Annotated in this window: 26 protein-coding genes; 7 read left to right on the plus strand and 19 right to left on the minus strand. The window is 38.9% G+C overall.

Translation table 11 applies throughout. The features are described from left to right. The first annotated feature begins 91 nt into the window (after nucleotides 1-91). On the plus strand, nucleotides 92-280 hold the full coding sequence (locus MMB68_RS08670) for a hypothetical protein (protein ID WP_221784052.1): 189 nt from the start codon (nucleotides 92-94) through the stop codon (nucleotides 278-280). Nucleotides 281-298: 18 nt separating this feature from the next. Here MMB68_RS08670 and MMB68_RS08675 read toward each other — a convergent pair whose 3' ends face one another. After that, entirely contained in the window at nucleotides 299-1,483 is a 1,185-nt protein-coding gene (locus MMB68_RS08675) for an amidohydrolase (RefSeq protein WP_269871192.1), read from the minus strand. A gap of 62 nt (nucleotides 1,484-1,545) precedes the next feature. Then, complete coding sequence (locus MMB68_RS08680; protein WP_277548547.1) at nucleotides 1,546-2,460, minus strand: NAD(P)-dependent alcohol dehydrogenase; 915 nt, start codon at nucleotides 2,458-2,460, stop codon at nucleotides 1,546-1,548. 170 nt (nucleotides 2,461-2,630) lie between these two features. On the opposite strand from MMB68_RS08680, the gene MMB68_RS08685 reads away from it, so the two are divergent. The 4 genes from MMB68_RS08685 to MMB68_RS08700 all read left to right on the plus strand — a co-directional run bounded on the left by MMB68_RS08685 (nucleotide 2,631) and on the right by MMB68_RS08700 (nucleotide 7,115). Further along, on the plus strand, nucleotides 2,631-3,323 hold the full coding sequence (locus tag MMB68_RS08685; RefSeq protein WP_277548548.1) for a response regulator transcription factor: 693 nt from the start codon (nucleotides 2,631-2,633) through the stop codon (nucleotides 3,321-3,323). After that, on the plus strand, nucleotides 3,316-4,320 hold the full coding sequence (locus MMB68_RS08690; RefSeq protein ID WP_277548549.1) for a sensor histidine kinase: 1,005 nt from the start codon (nucleotides 3,316-3,318) through the stop codon (nucleotides 4,318-4,320). Before MMB68_RS08685 ends, MMB68_RS08690 begins: the two co-directional genes overlap by 8 nt. 100 nt (nucleotides 4,321-4,420) lie before the next feature. Next, nucleotides 4,421-5,182, plus strand: coding sequence for an ABC transporter ATP-binding protein (locus MMB68_RS08695; RefSeq protein WP_277548551.1), 762 nt, complete (start codon nucleotides 4,421-4,423; stop codon nucleotides 5,180-5,182). Beyond that, entirely contained in the window at nucleotides 5,172-7,115 is a 1,944-nt protein-coding gene (locus tag MMB68_RS08700; RefSeq protein WP_277548552.1) for an FtsX-like permease family protein, read from the plus strand. Before MMB68_RS08695 ends, MMB68_RS08700 begins: the two co-directional genes overlap by 11 nt. Before the next feature lie 48 nt (nucleotides 7,116-7,163). Here the strand turns inward: MMB68_RS08700 and MMB68_RS08705 are convergent, their stop codons facing one another. The 3 genes from MMB68_RS08705 to MMB68_RS08715 all read right to left on the minus strand — a co-directional run bounded on the left by MMB68_RS08705 (nucleotide 7,164) and on the right by MMB68_RS08715 (nucleotide 9,694). Beyond that, nucleotides 7,164-7,778 carry a GNAT family N-acetyltransferase gene (locus MMB68_RS08705; protein ID WP_277548554.1) on the minus strand — a complete coding sequence of 205 codons (615 nt, stop codon included), beginning with the start codon at nucleotides 7,776-7,778 and terminating at the stop codon, nucleotides 7,164-7,166. A 75-nt stretch (nucleotides 7,779-7,853) separates the two neighbouring features. Further along, a complete protein-coding gene (locus MMB68_RS08710) occupies nucleotides 7,854-8,486 on the minus strand; it encodes a dienelactone hydrolase family protein (protein ID WP_277548556.1) in 633 nt (210 codons plus the stop codon). A gap of 5 nt (nucleotides 8,487-8,491) precedes the next feature. Then, nucleotides 8,492-9,694 (minus strand): aminotransferase-like domain-containing protein, encoded by a 1,203-nt coding sequence (locus MMB68_RS08715; RefSeq protein WP_269871199.1) that lies wholly within the window; start codon nucleotides 9,692-9,694, stop codon nucleotides 8,492-8,494. 440 nt (nucleotides 9,695-10,134) lie between these two features. Between MMB68_RS08715 and MMB68_RS08720 the strand changes: the two genes are divergently transcribed. After that, a complete protein-coding gene (locus MMB68_RS08720) occupies nucleotides 10,135-10,311 on the plus strand; it encodes a hypothetical protein (protein ID WP_264408042.1) in 177 nt (58 codons plus the stop codon). Nucleotides 10,312-10,338: 27 nt separating this feature from the next. Here MMB68_RS08720 and MMB68_RS08725 read toward each other — a convergent pair whose 3' ends face one another. The 13 genes from MMB68_RS08725 to MMB68_RS08785 all read right to left on the minus strand — a co-directional run bounded on the left by MMB68_RS08725 (nucleotide 10,339) and on the right by MMB68_RS08785 (nucleotide 18,160). Then, on the minus strand, nucleotides 10,339-11,115 hold the full coding sequence (locus MMB68_RS08725; RefSeq protein WP_269871202.1) for a sulfite exporter TauE/SafE family protein: 777 nt from the start codon (nucleotides 11,113-11,115) through the stop codon (nucleotides 10,339-10,341). 70 nt (nucleotides 11,116-11,185) lie between these two features. Next, on the minus strand, nucleotides 11,186-11,410 hold the full coding sequence (locus MMB68_RS08730) for a sulfurtransferase TusA family protein (protein ID WP_042992027.1): 225 nt from the start codon (nucleotides 11,408-11,410) through the stop codon (nucleotides 11,186-11,188). 35 nt (nucleotides 11,411-11,445) lie between these two features. Next, entirely contained in the window at nucleotides 11,446-12,573 is a 1,128-nt protein-coding gene (locus MMB68_RS08735; protein ID WP_269871203.1) for an MBL fold metallo-hydrolase, read from the minus strand. 62 nt (nucleotides 12,574-12,635) lie between these two features. Beyond that, nucleotides 12,636-13,187 carry a sulfurtransferase TusA family protein gene (locus tag MMB68_RS08740; protein ID WP_277548558.1) on the minus strand — a complete coding sequence of 184 codons (552 nt, stop codon included), beginning with the start codon at nucleotides 13,185-13,187 and terminating at the stop codon, nucleotides 12,636-12,638. 56 nt (nucleotides 13,188-13,243) lie between these two features. Continuing rightward, nucleotides 13,244-13,540: a rhodanese-like domain-containing protein gene (locus MMB68_RS08745; RefSeq protein WP_269871205.1), complete on the minus strand. Its 297-nt coding sequence runs from the start codon at nucleotides 13,538-13,540 to the stop codon at nucleotides 13,244-13,246. Nucleotides 13,541-13,562: 22 nt separating this feature from the next. Beyond that, nucleotides 13,563-13,919: a rhodanese-like domain-containing protein gene (locus MMB68_RS08750; RefSeq protein WP_264408053.1), complete on the minus strand. Its 357-nt coding sequence runs from the start codon at nucleotides 13,917-13,919 to the stop codon at nucleotides 13,563-13,565. A gap of 27 nt (nucleotides 13,920-13,946) precedes the next feature. Then, complete coding sequence (locus tag MMB68_RS08755) at nucleotides 13,947-14,429, minus strand: DsrE/DsrF/DrsH-like family protein (RefSeq protein ID WP_013058040.1); 483 nt, start codon at nucleotides 14,427-14,429, stop codon at nucleotides 13,947-13,949. 47 nt (nucleotides 14,430-14,476) lie between these two features. Next, nucleotides 14,477-14,704: a sulfurtransferase TusA family protein gene (locus MMB68_RS08760; protein ID WP_028409366.1), complete on the minus strand. Its 228-nt coding sequence runs from the start codon at nucleotides 14,702-14,704 to the stop codon at nucleotides 14,477-14,479. 91 nt (nucleotides 14,705-14,795) lie between these two features. Then, complete coding sequence (locus MMB68_RS08765) at nucleotides 14,796-15,056, minus strand: metal-sensitive transcriptional regulator (RefSeq protein ID WP_047932200.1); 261 nt, start codon at nucleotides 15,054-15,056, stop codon at nucleotides 14,796-14,798. Further along, entirely contained in the window at nucleotides 15,046-15,405 is a 360-nt protein-coding gene (locus tag MMB68_RS08770; RefSeq protein ID WP_277548561.1) for a sulfurtransferase, read from the minus strand. The genes MMB68_RS08765 and MMB68_RS08770 overlap by 11 nt, the downstream gene beginning before the upstream one ends. Nucleotides 15,406-15,748: 343 nt before the next feature. After that, entirely contained in the window at nucleotides 15,749-16,066 is a 318-nt protein-coding gene (locus MMB68_RS08775) for a hypothetical protein (protein ID WP_028409369.1), read from the minus strand. A 310-nt stretch (nucleotides 16,067-16,376) separates the two neighbouring features. Next, on the minus strand, nucleotides 16,377-17,156 hold the full coding sequence (gene fabI, locus MMB68_RS08780) for an enoyl-ACP reductase FabI (protein ID WP_025750965.1): 780 nt from the start codon (nucleotides 17,154-17,156) through the stop codon (nucleotides 16,377-16,379). 131 nt (nucleotides 17,157-17,287) lie between these two features. Next, nucleotides 17,288-18,160: a LysR family transcriptional regulator gene (locus MMB68_RS08785; protein ID WP_277548563.1), complete on the minus strand. Its 873-nt coding sequence runs from the start codon at nucleotides 18,158-18,160 to the stop codon at nucleotides 17,288-17,290. Nucleotides 18,161-18,274: 114 nt separating this feature from the next. On the opposite strand from MMB68_RS08785, the gene MMB68_RS08790 reads away from it, so the two are divergent. Then, nucleotides 18,275-19,168, plus strand: a complete 894-nt coding sequence (locus tag MMB68_RS08790; protein ID WP_277548564.1) for a DMT family transporter — start codon at nucleotides 18,275-18,277, stop codon at nucleotides 19,166-19,168. A 33-nt stretch (nucleotides 19,169-19,201) separates the two neighbouring features. Here the strand turns inward: MMB68_RS08790 and MMB68_RS08795 are convergent, their stop codons facing one another. Then, nucleotides 19,202-19,693, minus strand: coding sequence for a GNAT family N-acetyltransferase (locus tag MMB68_RS08795; protein ID WP_277548566.1), 492 nt, complete (start codon nucleotides 19,691-19,693; stop codon nucleotides 19,202-19,204). Between the last annotated feature and the right edge of the window lie 17 nt (nucleotides 19,694-19,710).

Genomic DNA, 19,710 nt, shown 5'->3' on the forward strand with positions numbered 1-19,710 from the left:
TTAGTTGAAAAAAGATCCGAACCATAAACCGTTGGGATCTTTTCATTGTGCTGGCGAACGTAAATTTAATCTATGTAGTAGCTTCTAGCTGTTGGTTGGAGAAGAAGACGAAGACTCCTGCGGGAAAAGCGGAACAGGTGAGACCCCGCAGGAGCGTATGCGACGAGGAGGCTCAGCGCCCGCCCGCGGAAAGCGAAGTCTTGCACGGAAACCAACAGCGGTGTCACAAGCGACCCATACGAGCTCCTTTGTCCTTTTTTTCGTCTTTAGATTGGAGTAATTTTATGTCTAAATTTTTTTAACGAGCCAATAGCTTTTCTGTTATGCGCAAAAACATCTTTACGCCCACTTCAAGCGAGGCTTCATCTACGGCAAACTTCGGATGATGATGAGGGTATACGATGCCTTGTTCTTCATTTCGCGCTCCAATGTTAAAAAATGCTCCTTCCGTTTCCTGCAGGTAAGCTGAAAAATCTTCTCCTCCCATCTTAGGAGACAGCGTCTTTACACGGTCTTTTCCGTATTCTTCAATGGCTGTTTCTTCAATTAACCTTGTAATTTCTTCAGAGTTAATGACAGGGTGATAGCCTTTTTCATACGTAAACGTGTACTCTGCGCCGTAGGCTTCTGTTAATCCTTTTACAATTCGGTCAATTTGTGCTGGAACTTTTTCTCGCAGAGCCGCGTCAAAGCTTCGAACGGTACCGTTAAGCTCCACTTTATCAGGAAGTACGTTGTGCGTAGTTCCTCCATGGAATTGTGTAACCGATACGACTAATTTATCGATTGGATTCGTCGTTCTTGAAACAATCGTTTGAAGGTTCGTCACAATTTGCGCTCCTACAACGATGGCATCAACTGCTTCATGAGGCGCTGCGGCGTGCCCTCCTTTTCCTTTAATCGATATGTTAAACGTGTCAGGCGAAGCCATCATAGGACCTGCAAGTACGCCAATTTCTCCGACGGGAAGCCCAGAATTCAAATGCGTGCCAATTACGTAGTCCACACCTTCCATCACGCCTTCTTTCACAAGTTCCTGCGCTCCCCCGGGCAGCAGCTCTTCTGCGTGTTGAAAAATCAAGCGAATTTCTCCTTTAAATTCATTTCCTAATTGAGAAAGAACAGAAGCTACTCCTAATAAAATAGCCGTGTGACCGTCATGTCCGCATGCATGCATCACGCCTTTATGAACCGAGGCAAATGCAAACGTGTTTTCTTCTTTAATCGGCAGCGCGTCCATATCCGCTCTAATCGCAACTACTTTCCCCTGTTCTTTTCCTATTAATCTAGCCATCACGCTTGTTGGTGTAGGACGAGTAATGATAAAGCTTCCAAACGAACGAATCGTATCTTCAACAAACTGAGACGTTTGGTGCTCTTGAAACGATAATTCAGGATAGCGATGAAAATGTCTTCTCCACTCAATTACCTGCTTCTTCAAGCTTTCTGTGACGCTGTATTCACTGATTGATTTGACTGTCATAACAAACTCCTCCTTCGTTTGACTATACTCATAAGTCAAATTAGTTTTTTGAATACTTACTTTTATTCCCGCAAAACTACAGCTACATTTCCTATTTTACGTCCAGTTTCTACATATTCATGAGCTGCTGGAATTTGGTCTAAAGAGTAGCATCTATCAATCACTGATTTAATTTGCCCTTCTTCCATCAGTTTTTTAAGAAGCAATAAATCATCCGTCTGCACTTTAGCAATTCCTTGCCCTTCGACCGAAACAAAGCGTCCATTTAAGGCTAACGCTTCCTTGCACTCATTTTTTATGATTTTTCCAACAGCATCAAAGATAAGGTCATATCTTTCTTCTTTTTTAGTAAAATCTTCGTGTTGGTAGTCGATGACGCGGTCTGCTCCTAAAGACTTTACTAATTCACTATTTTTAGCACTGCACACGCCTGTCACTTCAGCTCCGTAATAGCTGGCAAGCTGTACAGCGGCAGTTCCTACGGCACCTGAAGCACCGTAGATAAGCACTTTTTTCCCAGCTTGAATGTTTCCTTTTCTAAAAAAATGCAGAGCCGTCGTGCCGCCGAAAGAAATTGAAGCGGCTTCTTCATGGGTTACATTCTCTGGCTTTACGGCTATTGTCCCCTTTTCTGGTAGGCAGATATATTCCGCATATCCTCCAAACTTCATACCTGTCATCGCAAACAGCTGATCGCCTTTTTTGAACCGCGTTACGTTCTTTCCGACTTCCTCTACCTCTCCAGCCATCTCTACGCCTAGTATTGATTGTCTAGGCTTCCGTAATCCTAAAACTATTCGCATTGGAAGCCACAGTAGCAGTGGACTATTAAAGCTTCTCACTCTGCAGTCGCCCGATGTGACCGTGGTGGCATGAATTTTTATCAGTATTTCATTTTCTTTTGGAATAGGCTTTTCCACTTCTTCAAGCTGAAGAACATCTGGTTTACCATACTTTGTACATACCATTGCTTTCATAACAGCTCTCCTTTTCTCGCTAGAGTTCAACGTATGTTTATAAACTATGCTCAGCGAGGGCTATTCTTTCACATTTTAAAAAGAACACCTATGAATCTACTAACATATATGGTAAATAAAAGGATATTACTATAAAATGAGTATAAAAACAGAAAGTGTGGTAAGTACTGTTGTTTAAACTTCTTTTAATTGAAGATGATATAACCCTGTTTAATGAACTAAAAGAGCGGTTGGAGCAATGGTCGTATGATGTTTATGGCATCCATGATTTCAGTAACGTTATGCAGGAGTTTAGTGAGTTAAAACCTGATTTAGTGATTATGGATATTCAGCTGCCGAAGTATGACGGATTTCACTGGTGCAGAATGATTCGTTCTCATTCAAAAATCCCTATCATCTTCCTATCTTCACGTGATCATCCTTCTGATATGGTAATGTCTATGCAGTTTGGAGCAGACGACTTTGTGCAAAAGCCGTTTCATTTTGATGTGCTTGTAGCAAAAATACAGGCTCTTCTTCGGCGCGTGTATAACTACAGCGTTGAACAAGTAAACCTTCTTTCGTGGCAAGGGGCAACGATTGATTACGAAAAAAATAAAGTATCAGCGGGATCTACAGCTATTGATTTAACCAAAAATGAAATCTTTATTTTAAAATGCTTAATACATAAAAAGAATACGATTGTAAGCCGAGATGAGCTGATTAATAGTTTGTGGGAAGATAAACGGTTTATCAGTGATAATACGCTGACGGTAAACGTCAATCGCCTGCGAAAAAAATTAGATGAAATTGGACTGGGAACTTTTATTGAAACAAAAGTCGGCCAGGGCTACGTAGCCATTGAAGAGGAACGCTATGATTAAACTCTTTATTCGCGAGCGTCTAAGCTGGATCCTTTTCTTTTTTATCATACATTTTTTTATGCTATTTATCGCGTATATTGATGAATCCATTCCTCTGTCTTCGATTCTTTATATCGTGTTTTTATCATCGATTATCTTTCTTATTTTCTGCGTCTTCCGCTACCAGAAAGAAACGAAATTTTACCAAGGGTTAAAAGATGAAGAAGACTTCTTTGATTCTTCTACTCTTTCTCATCCGCTGCGCCCCTTTGAAAAGATTGTTCAGCGAAATCTGATGCAACAATTAGAACAAGTGAAAAAAGATGGCGTGCAAACTCAGCTGCACGTGACGCAGGAAAAAGATGAACTGTTAGCTTGGATTCACGAAATCAAAACGCCGTTAACTGCGATGCATTTAATAATTGAACGCTTAGAAAATCGAGAAGTTAAAGCAAACTTGACGTTCGAGTGGCTACGTATTCACTTTTTACTTGATCAACAGCTGCATCAAAAGCGCATTTTCTTTATTGAAAATGATATGTATATTGAACATCTGGATTTAGAGTCCCTTATTTTCACCGAGATCAAAACGCTGCAAGCTTGGTGCATGCAAAAAAATATTGGGTTTGATGTGGACCTACAGGCAGAACGTGTACTGTGTGACGCAAAGTGGCTTTCATTTATTATGAGACAGCTGTTAACAAACGCAGTCAAGTACAGTGAAGAATCTGATGTGATGATTAGAAGCTACGAGCACCACGGTCAAGTATACATCGAGGTAAAAGATAACGGACGGGGCATTTCTCCTCAAGATATGCCGCGCATTTTTGAGAAAGGTTTCACCTCCACTACGCAGCATGAAGACAGCCGTGCCACAGGCATGGGCTTATATCTCGCTCAAAAAGCTGCGCACGCTCTTTCTATTCACATTGGCGTGCAGTCTGCTCTTAATGAAGGCACAACGTTTACACTTGCCTTTCCTAAATCAAATGATTTTGTGGATATGAAAAGCATGTGACAAAAATGTCACATGCTTTCGTTATTTGTTCGGTGAATCAAAGGAAAAGCTAAAGCCCTTTTTCTATAATAAACGTATCAGATCAAAGGAGTGAATACATATGAACATATTAGAAGCTACTAATATTCATAAAAGCTACGGAAATAAGTTTAACAGACAAGAAGTATTAAAAGGTGTAGATGTTACCATTATGAAAGGAGAATTTGTAGGAATTATGGGCGCTTCAGGCTCAGGTAAAACAACGCTTCTGAATGTCCTTTCCTCTATTGATAAGATCAACGGTGGAACCATCAAAATTGAAGGAAATGAAATTAGCAAAATGAAAGAAAAGCAGTTAGCGAACTTCCGAAAAACACATTTAGGCTTTATTTTTCAAGACTATAACTTGCTCGATACGCTGACAGTAAAAGAAAATATCCTCTTGCCTCTTTCTGTTGCAAAAACTCCTTCAGCAGTAGCTCACAAAAAATTTGACGCGCTAGCCAAACAGCTCGGCATCTATGAGCTAAAAGACAAATATCCAAGTGAAATTTCAGGAGGACAAAAGCAGCGTACTTCCGCTGCAAGAGCCTTTATTCATGAACCAAGCATGATTTTTGCTGATGAGCCCACGGGTGCTCTTGACTCAAAAGCGGCCAGCGATTTGCTAAACAAACTGACCGAGCTTAATGACAAAAGAAGCGCAAGTATTGTTATGGTAACGCATGACCCAGTGGCAGCCAGCTACTGCAGCAAAGTCATTTTTATAAAAGACGGACAAATTTATACGCAGCTGTACAAAGGCGATCAAACGCAAAAAGCCTTTTTTGACGATATTATGAAAACTCAAGGCGTGCTAGGCGGAGTTCAACATGAACATTAATCAGCTGATTTTCCGCAACTTCAAAAAGAATGTAAAAAACTATTATTTATACGTTTTTGCACTAATTTTCAGCGCAGCTTTATATTTTGCTTTTGTCACGCTGCAGTATGACCCCGCTCTTGATGCAACCAAAGGTTCCATTAAAGGAGGCGCAGCGGTTCGGGCCGCTTCTGTTTTACTTGTAGCTATTGTTTCTATCTTTCTATTATATGCAAATACGATTTTTATTAAGCGGCGCAGTAAAGAAATTGGCTTATTTCAGCTAATTGGCATGACCAAAACAAAAATTTTCCGTATTTTGACCGCTGAAAATTTTATGCTGTACTTTAGCTCGCTGATTATCGGTATTTTAATTGGATTTTCGTTTTCAAAAGTAATCATTATGGTTTTATTTAAAATTACGGACACCAAAGGCATTGCCAAGCTTCACTTCTCAGAAGAAGCTTTGATTCAAACGCTTATTGTGTTCAGCGTCATCTATTTGTTAATCATGACGATGAACTATCTTTTTATTAAAAGACAGACCATTTTGGCTTTATTCCGAGTTACTTCATCAACAGAAAGCAAAACAAAAAAAATCAGTATACTTGAAATTATTATTGGAATTCTTGGAATGATCTTTATTGCTTCCGGCTACTATATTTCTGCTAAATTGTTTGACGGATCTTTTACAAGCATGAATGCTTTGTCCATCGCAATGGTATCTATTTTAGCTTCAGTTATCATAGGTACTTACTTGTTTTATAAAGGCTCGGTTCGATTTTTATTAAATCTCATGCGAAAAAGCAAAAGAGGCTATTTGTCAATTAACGATGTACTATCTCTTTCTTCCATTATGTTTCGCATGAAATCAAATGCACTGTTGCTGACGGTTATTACAACCGTATCGGCTCTGGCTATTGGCCTATTGTGCTTGAGCTACATCTCTTATTATTCTGCTGAAAAGTCGGCTGAAGATTATGTGCCTAACGATTTTTCGATCAATAATACAAAAGACGCTGCTTCGTTTAAAGCCGCGATGGATCGAAAGAAAATAGCATATACGGAAAAAAAGATCGACGTCATCCAAGTAAAAGCAAACGTAAAAAACATCTTAGAAAATAATTTGGAAGGCCCGATGGTAGACTCGTCCGCTATGGTTGTTTCGGTTGTTAGTGAAAAATCTGTTAGTGGTGTAAATGTAGCTCAAAATGAAACTTTGTTTACCGGCTATAATGATATGCTTCAACGAGTAAATTCATTTAAAGATTCCGGAGAAATTGAGCTAAGAGGAAAGAAAAAAGTCATTCCGCAAAAGTATATAGGCTTAAATCGAAAATTTCTCTTATCTACTTATTTTACAAGTGGTATGCCTACTGTGATTGTAGCCGATTCCGTGTTTAATGAACTGGAAAAAGACGTGGATCCTTCTATTCAAAGAGAATCTTCTGTGTACACAGGGATAGATATATCACAAGAAAATGACGTACCAAAAGCAAATGAGATTTTCAAAGAAATGAAATTGGGCAATCATACTTTCAATGATTCGCGTATCGAAACGGTAAAAAGCCAAAAGCAGACTATGGGTCTAATTATGTTCATTGTCGCTTTCCTTGGACTAGCCTTTTTAATCACATCAGGGTGCATTCTTTACTTTAAGCAAATGGATGAAAGTGAAGATGAAAAACCAAACTATACGATTCTTAGAAAATTAGGTTTTACTGAAAAAGACTTATTAACTGGGATAATAATTAAGCAGCTTTTTAACTTCGGCATCCCGTTAACCGTAGGCTTGCTTCACAGCTATTTTGCCGTCCAATCCGGCTGGTTCTGGTTTGGAACAGAGCTTTGGACACCTATTATTATCGTCATGATTCTCTATACCGCCCTCTACTCTATTTTTGGTATTTTGTCCGTTCTTTACTATAAAAAAATTATTAAAGCGGCTCTTTAACGATCAAAGGCACAAGCTACAGCTTGTGCTTTTTATCTTTAAATGCCATTAATTGCTGACATTTTCTTTATTTCCCTTACTGGCTGCATGTAAAAAACCTTCTAGTCGCTTTTTGACAAACGGCCACTCGTCGTCAATTATACTGAAGATAACCGAATCTCGTACGTATCCATCAGGTAAAACCATATGTTTTCTGCTGACACCTTCCTGCGTGGCACCCAAGCGTTTAATAGCCTTTCTAGATCGATTGTTTTGCACATCCGTTTTAAATTGAACTCTATGAAACTTCAGCTCCTCAAAACAGTGTTTTAATAATAAATACTTACACTCCGTATTAACTCGCGTTCGCCACACGGATGGATGATACCACGTCCACCCTATTTCTACGCTTTTGTTGGGAAGTGATATATCTAAAAATCTTGTGCTTCCTACAATCGAATGTGACTCTATATCAAACACAGCAAAAGGCAGCTCTCTTCCCTCTTGCTTGGCTTTTAAAGCACTTTCAATCAGCTGTTTCATATCACTTAGACTATGAACTTTTACCGGGAGATGCTCCCAAATTTCTTTCGGTTTTGCAGCTTCATAGAGTCCTTGCTCATGCATTTTTTCAAGCGGTACTAGCTTTACTGCTGTTCCTACAAGCTCAACTGACTTTAGCATAACCTCGCCCCTTTTCAATACGTCTAAAGAAAATGTTAATACATGTATATGTACTGAAAAAGGGTCAGTTTCTGCTTATTGTAAGGTATCACTTTCATTATAATACTGGTTATCAGCTAAGTTTTTTTCGAGAAAATCACTTATGGTTTGGAAGGCTTCGTCCGCTGATTCTTTATTAAAGGTTTTTGAAAAAGGATTCATAAACCCATGAAATCCATAAAACTTTTTGATTTTCAAAAGCGGCTCTCTTTTTTGCTCTAATGAGTTTATTAAACAGTCTACATCAAATGTTTGCTCTTCAGCAGGAAAAATAAGAAGAGTTGGACACACAGGACGTCTATTTATATAGTCTCTAATGCGAGATCCGTAACAGCCTATCACAAAGTCACACAAATTGTTTTCACTGCATAGCCACGATATTGTGGCTCCTACACTGAAGCCTATAACTCCTACTTCTTCATATTCCTGTTTTAGTTGAATTAACATGTTAGTAATTTGTCTTGAACCCTCATCAATACCGATGTTTTGAACAAAGTTTTGATAAGCCATGTCTTCTTCTGCATAACGATAAGGAACGTCTTTAGATAATAAGTTAGGACAGATAATATCTGCCTCTAACTTAGACAATTTCTCTTTCATAAACTTCATATGATCGTTCACACCGTATATTTCATGAATCAATAAAATTGCTTTATTTGATTTTTCCATTTCTTTTATAAAACAGTCGTTTCCCTTGTCAATTCACGATGCAATACGTCTCCCATGCGCTTCATGCCTTCAACGATTTGTTCAGCAGACATATTAGAATAATTCAAGCGCAGCGCATTGTTTCTTGTTCCGTTTGGAAAGAATGGTGTTCCCGGAACGCAGGCTACGTTATTTTTTAGACATTCTGAAAAGATATGTGCTGAATCGATTCCTTTGGGCAGTTCCACCCAAATAAACAATCCGCCTTCTGGCTTACTGTAAGACAAATTCTCCGGGAAAAATTCTTCAATGCACGATAACATTTGGGTACATCGCTCTTTGTATACGGCTTTAATTTTTTGAATGTGCTCTTCGATATCATAAAGCTCCATATACTTAGCCGTTACCCGCTGAGCAAAGCTGTCCGTGTGTAAGTCAGCCACTTGCTTAAACGCTACGTACTTATCAATAAAAGCTTCGTCCGCACACACCCAGCCGATTCGAAGACCAGGTGCAAAGATTTTAGAAAATGTGCTGATATAAATAACTCTGCCTTCTGTATCAAAATGCTTAACCGGCGGCAGCGTTTCTCCTGCAAATCGAACGCCTCCGTAAGGATTGTCTTCCACAATTAGCACGTCATAGGCGTTCGCAAGCTCGATCATTCTCTGACGTCTTTCCCGCGCTAATGTGCGCCCTGTAGGGTTTTGAAAATCTGGGATTGTATAAATAAATTTAGCATGCGGATTTTCCTGAAGCTTTTTCTCTAGCTCTTCCATAATCATTCCGTCTTCGTCCATATCTACTTCTACAAACGTTGCATTGTAAGATTTGAAAACGTTGATGGCTGCTAGATACGTTGGACTTTCACAGATTACCACGTCTCCGTCATTAAGAAACAGTCTTCCGGTAAGATCGATTGCCTGCTGAGATCCGGACGTAATTAAAATGTTTAAAACCGTGGACTCGATGCCGATATGCTTCATTCGTGTAGAGATGGCTTCTCTTAAAGGAATATAGCCTTCAGTTGTACTGTATTGAAGCGAAGCGGCTCCATCTTCATTTAATACGGCACGGCACGCCTCGTTCATTGCTTCAACGGGAAATAGCTCCGGCGCGGGAAGTCCTCCTGCAAACGAAATCACTTCTGGTCGTTCCGTGACTTTTAAAATTTCGCGCGTTTCAGAGGATTTTACAAGACTAGCTCGTTGGGCAAATTTATCTTTCATTGATGATCATTCCTTTTTTAGATTTTAAACTTTTAACATTAATTATTCGAATAGTCAGAAAAATAACTGTGGACAATTACCTTTATGAAATCAGACAGTTACCGTGCAAGATGCCTTTTTAACAGACAACTAACATTCGCACCCTCTCTGACTCTCCCTTTCTCCTTTCAATATATTTTTCTCATTCACTATCTGTAATACAAATCAAAGGTCGTACGATAATTATGGCCTTGTGTTTAATGTATGTTAAAAAGGATAACATAAAAATCAAATAAATAAACAATAAATTCTACAAATTCTTAATTTTTATACAAATATATTTATCTTAGTAAACTATTTTGTAAGATTTCTTCCCTTTTCATTGATCTCCCCTATAAAACTCGTTATAATTCTTATTAACTCGATAAGATTTAAAGGTTTTAATACAGGAGTGATGAAAAGTGAAATGGTTTCATTTACTGTTTAATGAACGATGCCCAAAATGTAAGCAAGTGTTAAATACATCAAAATCCAATGCCCTTCGCTCTACTGTTGTGAAAGTATGTCCGTCTAACCACTATCAAAAAGAATTTCATCCTGCGCTTGAAACGTATGTGGAAAGTAATGGAACAATATAAAAAAAGCTATGGGAATCCATAGCTTTTTTATAGTAGCCCCCACCAAATCTTAATTGCCGTTGCTAAAATTAAACCGGCAAGAATCCACTGAAGCACTTTTGTATTCATTTTCTGACCAACTTTTGCACCGATCGGAGAAGCAATGAGGCTTGCAGCAACTAAAATAAGTGCCGGTATAAATAGGACTTGATGCGTCACCAGCTTTCCAACCGTTGAACCAATGGAAGAAATAAAGGTAACGGCTAGTGAAGTTGCGATGGTAATCCGAGTTGGGATTTTAAGCACTACGAGCATGACAGGAACTAAAATAAAGGCCCCTCCTGCTCCTAACATGCCTGCTACGGCTCCGATAAGCAGTGATAAAATAGAAGCTAACCCTTTGTTAAATTGAAGCTCGCCACTTTTAATTCCATCTAAGTTTTTCTTTGGAATAAACATCATAATAACCGCAATAAGAGCTAAAACCCCGTACACAACGTTTAATCCTTCTTCACTCATATAATGCGAGCTGTAGCTTCCGAGCATACTCCCAATTAGAATGTTGCTGCCCATATATATAATTAATGGTTTGTTTAAAAATCCGCTTTTTCGATACGCCCATACGCCGCCTATTGTCGCAAAAAACACTTGAATAGCTCCTGCACCTGAGACTTGATGAGCTGTTAATGCTCCTACTCCTACTAATGGAGGAATATATAGCAGCATCGGATAATTAATAACAGAACCGCCAATACCGACCATACCGGAAATAAACGACCCAATAAATCCAATAAGAAAAAGCGTGATGATAAATGTAAGATCCATCTATAGTCGCTCCGTTTCATATAAGGAAAGGGTATCTTTTACAAGAGATACCCTTTTCATTCATTATTCCTTACCCTTTTTTAATCCAAAATTTAAGAACGTCGCCTTCTTCTGTATGAAGAAGCTCGTGACCGCCAGATTTTGCCCAAGCTGCAAGGTCATTTTTCGCCCCTTTATCCGTTGCGTGAATTTCTAACACTTGACCTGCTTCTAGTTCATTCATTGCTTTTTTTGTTTTAACAATCGGCATTGGACATGCCAGCCCTTTTGCGTCTAGTACTTTATTTGATTCCATTTCTCTCTCTCCTTTGTTTAAGCTGAATTTTTTACTTAGCGAATCGCACAGCGGTTTGGTCCAATTTCCATTTCACGCTGTTTTTCTTCATCTGGACTTACTTTTCCCATATTAGTTTCACGGATTTCTTGATATGCATTTGGCTGCGGCGGTAAATTATCTGTTACTAAGTGTCTGAACTTTGCTTCGTCTTCAATATTTAAGCCGTGATTTTTTGCAAATAATGTACCTAACTTTTCAGCTACGCTGCCGTTGTCATTTAGCTCATCAATAATCATAAAATGAGCTGGAAGTACGATTAACTCATCTGATAATGCTTTATAGCGTGTATAAAGCGTCTCGCGCAGATCGCCTACCCAGTCTTCAGCCATACCAGCTAAATCAGGACGTCCAATTGAATCGACGAACAAAATATCACCTGAAAGCAAGTATTGATCGTCTATGATAAAAGAAGTTGATCCAATCGTATGACCCGGTGAATAAAGAGGATGAATCGTAATCATTGTGTTACCAATCACGACATCACTGCCTTCTTCTAACGCCTTGTAGTCAAACATCACTTCTTCTGCATCTTTTGGAGGCAGCCAGTAAGCTGCATTTGTTGCTTCCGCAATGACTCTTCCTCCTGAAATGTGATCTGCATGAAGGTGCGTATCAAACACATGCTTAATTGTGACTCCAAGTTCTTTGGCAAAGTTAATATACACATCCGCCATACGCGTCGCATCAATAATAGCAGCTTCACCGTTTGATACGATCATATAAGATAAGCACCCTTTACCGATGCGAACAAACTGATAAATTTCTCCGCCGTCTTTTAAATTACCGACTTTAACAGGCTCTAAATATTCACTCCATGCTTTCATACCGCCTTTTAGGTACGATACTGTAAGACCAGCTTCTGAAAGCATTTCAGCTACCATCACGGATGAACCTTCTTTGGCGCAGACAACTAATACTTCTTTATCAGAAGGGATTTTTTCTAAGATTTCTTCTACTCCGTCTAAAAGATCGAAGTATGGAACATTTAAATGATCGAAGTAATGACCTTCAATCTTCCAATCGCTAAAATCACTTTCGTTACGAACGTCCAAGATAAATAGCGGTTCTTTATTAATAATTTTAGATGTAACTTCTTTTGCAGTAAGTACATTTACTGTCATATTAAAATACCTCCTTAGGTATATGAAATATCAAAGTTTTTTAATCCATTATGATTCATTGGTTATTCTACTTTACCCGTCCAGTCACGCATACCAGGAACTACGTTAATTAAATTTTTAAATCCTTGCTTTTTCATCGTTTGCCCTGCCATTTCACTTCGTCTTCCAGAGTGGCAAATAATATAAATTTCATCTTCTTTATTTAGTTCATTCGAACGTTTTTCTACTTCACCAAGCGGAATATGAACAACGCCTGGAATATGAGCTTCATCATATTCTTCTACTTCACGAACGTCTAAAATATGAAGGTGTTCATCATTCTCTACTTTTTTCGCAAATTCTTCTAATGAAATTTCAGGAATTGGCGTTATGTTTTTTTCGGCGCCGCCTTTACGAAGAAAGTGATGAAGAACGTCACCTTCTGTCTCGGTACCTAAATACTCATGACCTGTACTTTTTGCCCACGCTTGTAAGTCAGCCGTAGAGCCTTTATCCGTTGCTTGAATTTCTAGTACTTGACCTGCTTCTAATTCATTCATTTTCTTCTTTGTTCTTACGATTGGCATTGGACATGCTAATCCTTTTGCATCTAATACGAAGTTTGCTTGCATCATTTCTTTTTCCTCCTTGGTTTAAATACTAGTAGGGGTATATTTTCCTCTAAAAAAAATTAGACCGTTTCCCCTTTCCAATCCATCATTCCGCCTGTCATATTCGTTACACTATAGCCTTGTTGCTCAAGAAAACGAGCTGCCATTCCGCTTCTGCCTCCAGAACGACAGACGACAATGTAGTTCTTTGTTTTGTCTAACTCATGCATACGGAATTCCAATAAAGGAAGCGGGATATTTAACGCGTTTGGAATTTTACCTGTTTTTACTTCCTCTACTTCACGCACATCTAAAATGTGAATTTGTTCTTGTTTTTTTACTAATTGTTCTACTTCTTGTGCTGCTATTGTCTTCACGCTACGTCTCCTCCTTCTTGATTTATCTCCACGTATTCATGCCGCCTTTAACGTTGGTGATGGATGTAAAACCTTGCTTTTTCAACAGTTTACTTGCTTTCATACTTCTCATTCCGCTTTGACAAATAACAACTACTTCTCTGTCTTTTGAAAGTTGGCCTGTTTGCGCTGGCAGTTCTGATAAAGGAATGTTTCGAAATCCTTTAATATGTTTGGTACGAAATTCATGCGGTGTTCGCACGTCGATAAACTGGTTATTTTTATTTTTTAACTTTGCTTTTAACTCCGTTGTGGCTATTTGCTGAATACCTTTTACTGGTGCAAAACGCTGATATAAAAACCACAGCAGAAAGATGATAACAAGCGCATTGATAATCATATTGACCCTCGCTTCATGAGTTATCTTTTAGATAAATAAGTTTACGTTTCCGTCTTCTGCGTCGGCTAAATACGCCGCTACGCCTGCATATTCAATATTATCTAGCAGTTCTTTTTCCTGTAACCCTAGAAGATCCATCGTCATCGTACAAGCCACTAGCTTCACATCTTGTTCTTGTGCCATTTCGATAAGCTGCGGCAGCGTTAGAGCATTATGCTTTTTCATTACGTTTTTAATCATTTTAGGTCCCATACCTGCAAAGTTCATTTTAGATAAGCCCATTTTATCCGCACCGCGCGGCATCATTTTGCCAAACATCTTTTCTAAAAATCCTTTTTTCACCGGCACCATTTCTTCTTTACGAAGCGCATTCAATCCCCAAAACGTATGGAATATCGTCACTTCATGGTCATAAGCGGCCGCTCCGTTGGCAATAATATAAGCTGCCATCGCTTTGTCATAATCACCGCTAAATAATACAATTGTTGTTCGTTTCTTTTGTTCAGTCATGTTGTTCCTCCTCTTACCCTATGGGGTATATTTGATTCTAAAAAAAATTAGCCTTTTTGAATGTAAAAGATAAATGTACTGCCTTCTTCTTTAAAATCAATAAGCTCGTGTCCTGTTGATTTTGCCCAAGCTGTTAGATCACTTTTAGCACCTTTATCTGTCGTTTGCACTTCTAATACTTGGCCTGTTGTTAAAGTATCCATTGCTTTTTTTGTTTTTACGATTGGCATTGGACAAGCTAATCCTTTTGCATCTAAGACATGATCAATTTTCATAGTATTTCTCTCTCCTTTTATATACATATACCTGTAAGGGTATATTATACTAAATAATGATATTCGTCAACCTTAAACAAGGTGACAATTATTAACGACTTTTCACTAAAAGCTGTACAGCTTCTTTCACTAAACCTTCCGTTGGCTCTCCTTGCTGAAGGCTCTCTCTGACGCACTGTTCAAGATTGCTGCTCACAATAACTCCCATTGTGCGATCAATGGCACTTCTTGCAGCAGATAATTGAGTCACGACGTCTCGGCAGTCTTTTCCTTGCTCCATCATGCTAAGCACGCCTTTTAGCTGCCCTTCAATTCGGCGCAGGCGATTTTTCACTTGTTGGTTATACTCCATAATCGAATACCCCTTTCTTTCCTTTACTTTTACACGCTGCTAACTCATAGCTGCGTACTTCAAAATCTTTTTTTCGTAAGAACCGTACGCTTAAATTTAACTCCACTCTATCTCCGGCAATCAGATGAACGCTGCCTTGTGGAATTTCTGAATAAAAGCGTTTGAGATACGCATACGGAATAACTATACTAATCGAATCGCGAACTTCATGATAATGACGAATATCTACAACCGTTCGCCCAAGTTCTTTCGCTTCAAGTTCACGCATGCACTGTATTCTTTTAACAGGATAATAACGTCTGTATGCGATAAATGAAATAGCAAGCAACAACACTGCTATATATAGCATAACAATCACCGCCTTGCTATTGAATTGATGTTGTTTACATGCTTTATAATATACCCCTATAGGTATATTGTCAAGCGATAAAATTATATTTAATTTTGCTGATTTACATGGATCCTTTCATATGAACCAATCCACTTTATACAGCTTAGGAATCATGAATGTTTTCTTTAACCTGCTTTATTGTGTGTACCCCCTACCCTATAGATCAAACATACTTTTCCGTTTTCATCCATCACCTGGGCTCATATAAATTACTAGAAAATAAGCTTACTGCATCATTCACGTCTACACACAAAAGGTCCAGTTCCCAAGGAGAACCGGACCTTTTGTGGTAAAAAGCTGATTAGCTTTGATGATAAATATTATGCCATTGATTCCACGAACTGTGTGGATGCTGCTGGTGCCACTGATTCCATGGCACATATGGATTTTGCTGATGCCACTGATTCCATGTACCGTGCGGATACTGCTGATGCCACTGATTCCAAGGTGTGTATGGATGTTGTTGATGCCATTGATTCCACGTGCCGTGCGGATACTGTTTATGCCACTGCTCCCAAGGTACATGAGGATGTTGCTGATGCCACTGATTCCACGTGCCTTGAGGATGCTGATGATGCCATTGTTCCCATGGAATATAATGTTGCTGTCCTTGATGCATATTTCGTCAACTCCTTTTCCTTTGCCACATCATATGTTCTTTTTAGAATTTAGAGCTTATCTATTTTAAAATATAGACGTTTGATTAATTATGAATTAAATTACATATTTCTTGTCTTTACTTATAGACATGAGCTCTTGTTTTATAAGTGGAAGCACACATTTATCTAGAAGTATAGAATGAATATTTCTTATGATTCACCTTATTGCTAATAATATTTCTTTAAGAGGTCTATGTGTTTTGGGATGCATTTGTCTTCCCGTGAAAAAAGCTAAAAAAACACCTTCTCGAATGAGAAGGTGTTTTGGGATTAACCTACAATATTATAACCAGCGTCTACGTGTACGATTTCTCCTGTTACGCCGCGTGAAAGATGGCTTAGTAATACAACCGTCATGTCGCCAACTTCTGCTTGCGTTACGTTACGCTTAAGAGGTGCTTTTTCTTCAACTTTGTGAAGAATTTGGTTAAAGTCAGAAATACCTTTCGCTGCAAGCGTACGAATTGGGCCTGCTGAAATCGCATTTACGCGGATATTGTCTTTCCCTAAGTCTAATGCTAAGTATTTTACTGAAGACTCAAGTGCTGCTTTCGCTACGCCCATTACGTTATAGCCTTCAACTGCGCGCTCTGCACCAAGATAGCTCATCGCTACAAGAGAACCGCCTTCTGTCATAAGAGGTTTTGCTGCTTTTGCTACCGCGATAAATGAATAAGCGCTTGTGTCTTGAGCAAATGCATATCCGCTTCTTGATGTATTAATGAACTCGCCGTTTAAATCTTCTGAGTGAGCAAACGCAACAGAGTGAATTACTCCGTGAACTGTGCCTGCTTCTTCTCCGATTTTTTTGAAAGCTGCTTCAATGCTTTCGTCGCTGTTTACGTCACATTCTGCAATTAATGTTGCTTGAATTTCATTTTTTTCTAGCAGCTTGTTCAATTTTCCTAGTGAACGTTCTTTACGGTATGTAAAAATTAAGTTTGCTCCTACTTGGTGAAGGGCTTTTGCAACACCCCAAGCAATACTTCTGTCGTTGGCAACTCCCATGATCACAATGTTCTTGTTCTTTAATTGTAATAAATCTTCCATATTATCCTCCAAAAAAAATTAGTCATCAATGATGACTAATAGGTAATTGTATAGCTTTATTATAGCACAAAGATGCGCTTAGTTCCTAAGAGTCTTATGAAATATCCGTTTTTGGCTTTATAAATAGCTTTTTACTTGTCCGAATTTTGCAGCCACGCTTGCGTTGTTTCAGCAAACTTTTTGGCTGCAGGTGAAAGATGATAACGAGTAGCTAAACCAATTGAACGGTAGCTGTCCACTTGAAACGGAATCGCACGCAGCTCTTGCGGGATCGAATCCAAAAGCATTTCAGGTAAAATACTAATTCCTAAGTGATGTGTAACCATCGATAAAATAGCACTTTCATCCATTAACTCAAAGCGAATTTCAGGCTGAATGCCATGTTCTTCAAACAGTTGCTTAATATCATGATAACCGCCGTATGTCGGCATAATAAACGGTTCTTTCTCTAAATCTTTAAAAGAAACGGTTTTCTGATGATATAGAGCACTTTGATTTGATACGACACACAGCAGTCGATCTTTTTTTAAAGAAATAATATGAAATTGACTTGAATGCGTAATGTTAATAAAGCCGCAGTCTATTTCTCCGCTCAGCAGCCACTGTTCAATTTCAAGGTAGTCGCCTTCTTTGAGCTGAATTTGAATGGCCGGATAGCTTTTTTCCATTAGCTGAATAATTTCAGGAAGCCATTTAGTCGACACGCTTTTAAAAATACCGATTTTAATGGTTCCTTTTGCAAGACCCAATAGACTGGCTGCTTCTTGATGAACTTTTTCATTTTCTTGCAGTACCTTGCGAATGGCAAGAAGCATCGTTTCCCCTTCTGTCGTTAAAGTAATACCCCCCCTATTTCGATTTACAAGCGAGAAGCCAAATTCCGATTCGAGATTTGTAATGGCATGACTAACCGCTGACTGCGTGAGCGCCAGCGCATCTGCCGCTTTTGTAAAGCTTTGCAATTCGGCTACTTTGTTTAAAATTTCGTATTTTACTAAGCTCATTTTCTCCCACTCCAACATGAATTTAATTCACGTTCATCATTATAAAGATTCATTTTATTAATGTCAAATTCCTTTGTATACTGTGGGTACATGATAAAAAATGGAGGGTTGAACGTGAGTTACCGCACACGAGCAAATATGATGATGATTGGGGTAAACGTATTTTGGGGCATGTCGTACGTGTTTATGAAAATGGGGCTGAGTTCGCTCGGATCATTTACCATTATTGCGCTTAGATGTTTGATTGCTTTTTTCATTGCCGGGCTGTTTTTCTATAAGCCTTTACGGCAAATCACGCGAAAAACGATTTTATCATCCGCTATTTTAGGCTTTTTACTGTTTTCTGTTTTTGCATTTGTCACGTTTGGCGTCAGCATGACGTCTGCTTCAAATGCCGGCTTTCTTGTCAGTTTAACGGTCATTTTTGTTCCGTTGCTCAACTGCGTGTTAGTGAAGAAGCTTCCTTCTTGGCCGATTGGGCTCGGTATTATCACTACCCTAACCGGTATAGGTGTTTTAACTTTAAAGCACTCCTTTCATATGAATACGGGTGATGTACTTTGCATTGGAACTGCACTGTGTTATGCCATTCATATTACGTTGACCGGCACGTTTACCAAAAATGAAAATCCAATTGCTCTCGGCATTTTACAGCTAGGGTTTGCTGGATTGTTTGCACTGCTTTGCAGCTTTTTATTTGAAGACCCGAGCATTCCCACTACTTTATCATCATGGATTGCGATTTTAGGTCTTGGCGTTCTTTGCAGCGCGATCGGATTCATTTGTCAAGCCATTGCGCAGCGCTACACAACTCCTACTCACACAGGACTTATTTTTGCAACAGAGCCTATTTTTGCTGCGCTGTTTGCCGTTCTTTTTTTGCATGAGCTGTTTACGCTTAAAGAACTGATTGGTTCTGTTATTGTGGTTGCGGGGATTTTAATTGCTCAGCTAGACAATTTGCTACTTAAAAAAAGAGTTCATTATCAAGAGACCTTGCCAAAGTAAAAGCCGCTAGATTCCTTGACCTAGCGGCTCACTTTATACCTTATATGTATAAAACTTTTTATCTACGTTCATCACCGGGAAATTCTCAGGCAGCTTTTCTTTCTCTATATGTTGAAACCCATTTTTCTCATAAAAGCGATGCGCAGCCCTATATTGTAATGTCGTTCCTAAGTATATTCTTTCCACTTCTTTCTCTTTTGCCCATGCGATGGCTGTATGCAATAGACGGTGAGCTGTTTTGAAACTTGCTCCTCTATATGACTTTGCTACAAACATTTTCCGCAGTGCTACTTGACGGCTGCCGATGTCTATTAAAGCTACGCTTCCTACTACTCTTTGGTTGCAAACAGCAACCCAGAAGTTTCCGTTTCCCTGTTGATAAAAGCCTTCGATTTCAAACAAATCAGGCTGATCTTTTTCCGTTATCGGAATGTGGTATTCTTGCTGCTGAATATGAAGAATTAAATCCACTACTTGCTGTTGATACCTGCTAGCATATGGCTGAATAATGATACTTTCACTCAAAACACTCCACCGCCCCG

It is taken from the genome of Priestia sp. Y58 (assembly GCF_029522095.1).
In the GTDB taxonomy this organism is placed as follows: Bacteria; Bacillota; Bacilli; order Bacillales; family Bacillaceae_H; genus Priestia; species Priestia megaterium_E.

Bases quoted from the DNA above. Each gene is read 5' to 3' on its own strand.
- MMB68_RS08705 (WP_277548554.1), bottom strand. From the start codon at position 7,778: ATGCTAAAGTCAGTTGAGCTTGTAGGAACAGCAGTAAAGCTAGTACCG.
- MMB68_RS08765 (WP_047932200.1), bottom strand. From the start codon at position 15,056: ATGGAGTATAACCAACAAGTGAAAAATCGCCTGCGCCGAATTGAAGGG.
- MMB68_RS08695 (WP_277548551.1), top strand. From the start codon at position 4,421: ATGAACATATTAGAAGCTACTAATATTCATAAAAGCTACGGAAATAAG.
- MMB68_RS08750 (WP_264408053.1), bottom strand. From the start codon at position 13,919: ATGATTATCAATGCGCTTGTTATCATCTTTCTGCTGTGGTTTTTATAT.
- MMB68_RS08690 (WP_277548549.1), top strand. From the start codon at position 3,316: ATGATTAAACTCTTTATTCGCGAGCGTCTAAGCTGGATCCTTTTCTTT.
- MMB68_RS08760 (WP_028409366.1), bottom strand. From the start codon at position 14,704: ATGAAAATTGATCATGTCTTAGATGCAAAAGGATTAGCTTGTCCAATG.
- MMB68_RS08775 (WP_028409369.1), bottom strand. From the start codon at position 16,066: ATGCATCAAGGACAGCAACATTATATTCCATGGGAACAATGGCATCAT.
- MMB68_RS08785 (WP_277548563.1), bottom strand. From the start codon at position 18,160: ATGAGCTTAGTAAAATACGAAATTTTAAACAAAGTAGCCGAATTGCAA.
- MMB68_RS08725 (WP_269871202.1), bottom strand. From the start codon at position 11,115: ATGGATCTTACATTTATCATCACGCTTTTTCTTATTGGATTTATTGGG.
- MMB68_RS08730 (WP_042992027.1), bottom strand. From the start codon at position 11,410: ATGGAATCAAATAAAGTACTAGACGCAAAAGGGCTGGCATGTCCAATG.
- MMB68_RS08735 (WP_269871203.1), bottom strand. From the start codon at position 12,573: ATGACAGTAAATGTACTTACTGCAAAAGAAGTTACATCTAAAATTATT.
- MMB68_RS08710 (WP_277548556.1), bottom strand. From the start codon at position 8,486: ATGGAAAAATCAAATAAAGCAATTTTATTGATTCATGAAATATACGGT.
- MMB68_RS08715 (WP_269871199.1), bottom strand. From the start codon at position 9,694: ATGAAAGATAAATTTGCCCAACGAGCTAGTCTTGTAAAATCCTCTGAA.
- MMB68_RS08680 (WP_277548547.1), bottom strand. From the start codon at position 2,460: ATGAAAGCAATGGTATGTACAAAGTATGGTAAACCAGATGTTCTTCAG.
- MMB68_RS08675 (WP_269871192.1), bottom strand. From the start codon at position 1,483: ATGACAGTCAAATCAATCAGTGAATACAGCGTCACAGAAAGCTTGAAG.
- MMB68_RS08740 (WP_277548558.1), bottom strand. From the start codon at position 13,187: ATGATGCAAGCAAACTTCGTATTAGATGCAAAAGGATTAGCATGTCCA.
- fabI (WP_025750965.1), bottom strand. From the start codon at position 17,156: ATGGAAGATTTATTACAATTAAAGAACAAGAACATTGTGATCATGGGA.
- MMB68_RS08700 (WP_277548552.1), top strand. From the start codon at position 5,172: ATGAACATTAATCAGCTGATTTTCCGCAACTTCAAAAAGAATGTAAAA.
- MMB68_RS08755 (WP_013058040.1), bottom strand. From the start codon at position 14,429: ATGACTGAACAAAAGAAACGAACAACAATTGTATTATTTAGCGGTGAT.
- MMB68_RS08770 (WP_277548561.1), bottom strand. From the start codon at position 15,405: ATGCTATATATAGCAGTGTTGTTGCTTGCTATTTCATTTATCGCATAC.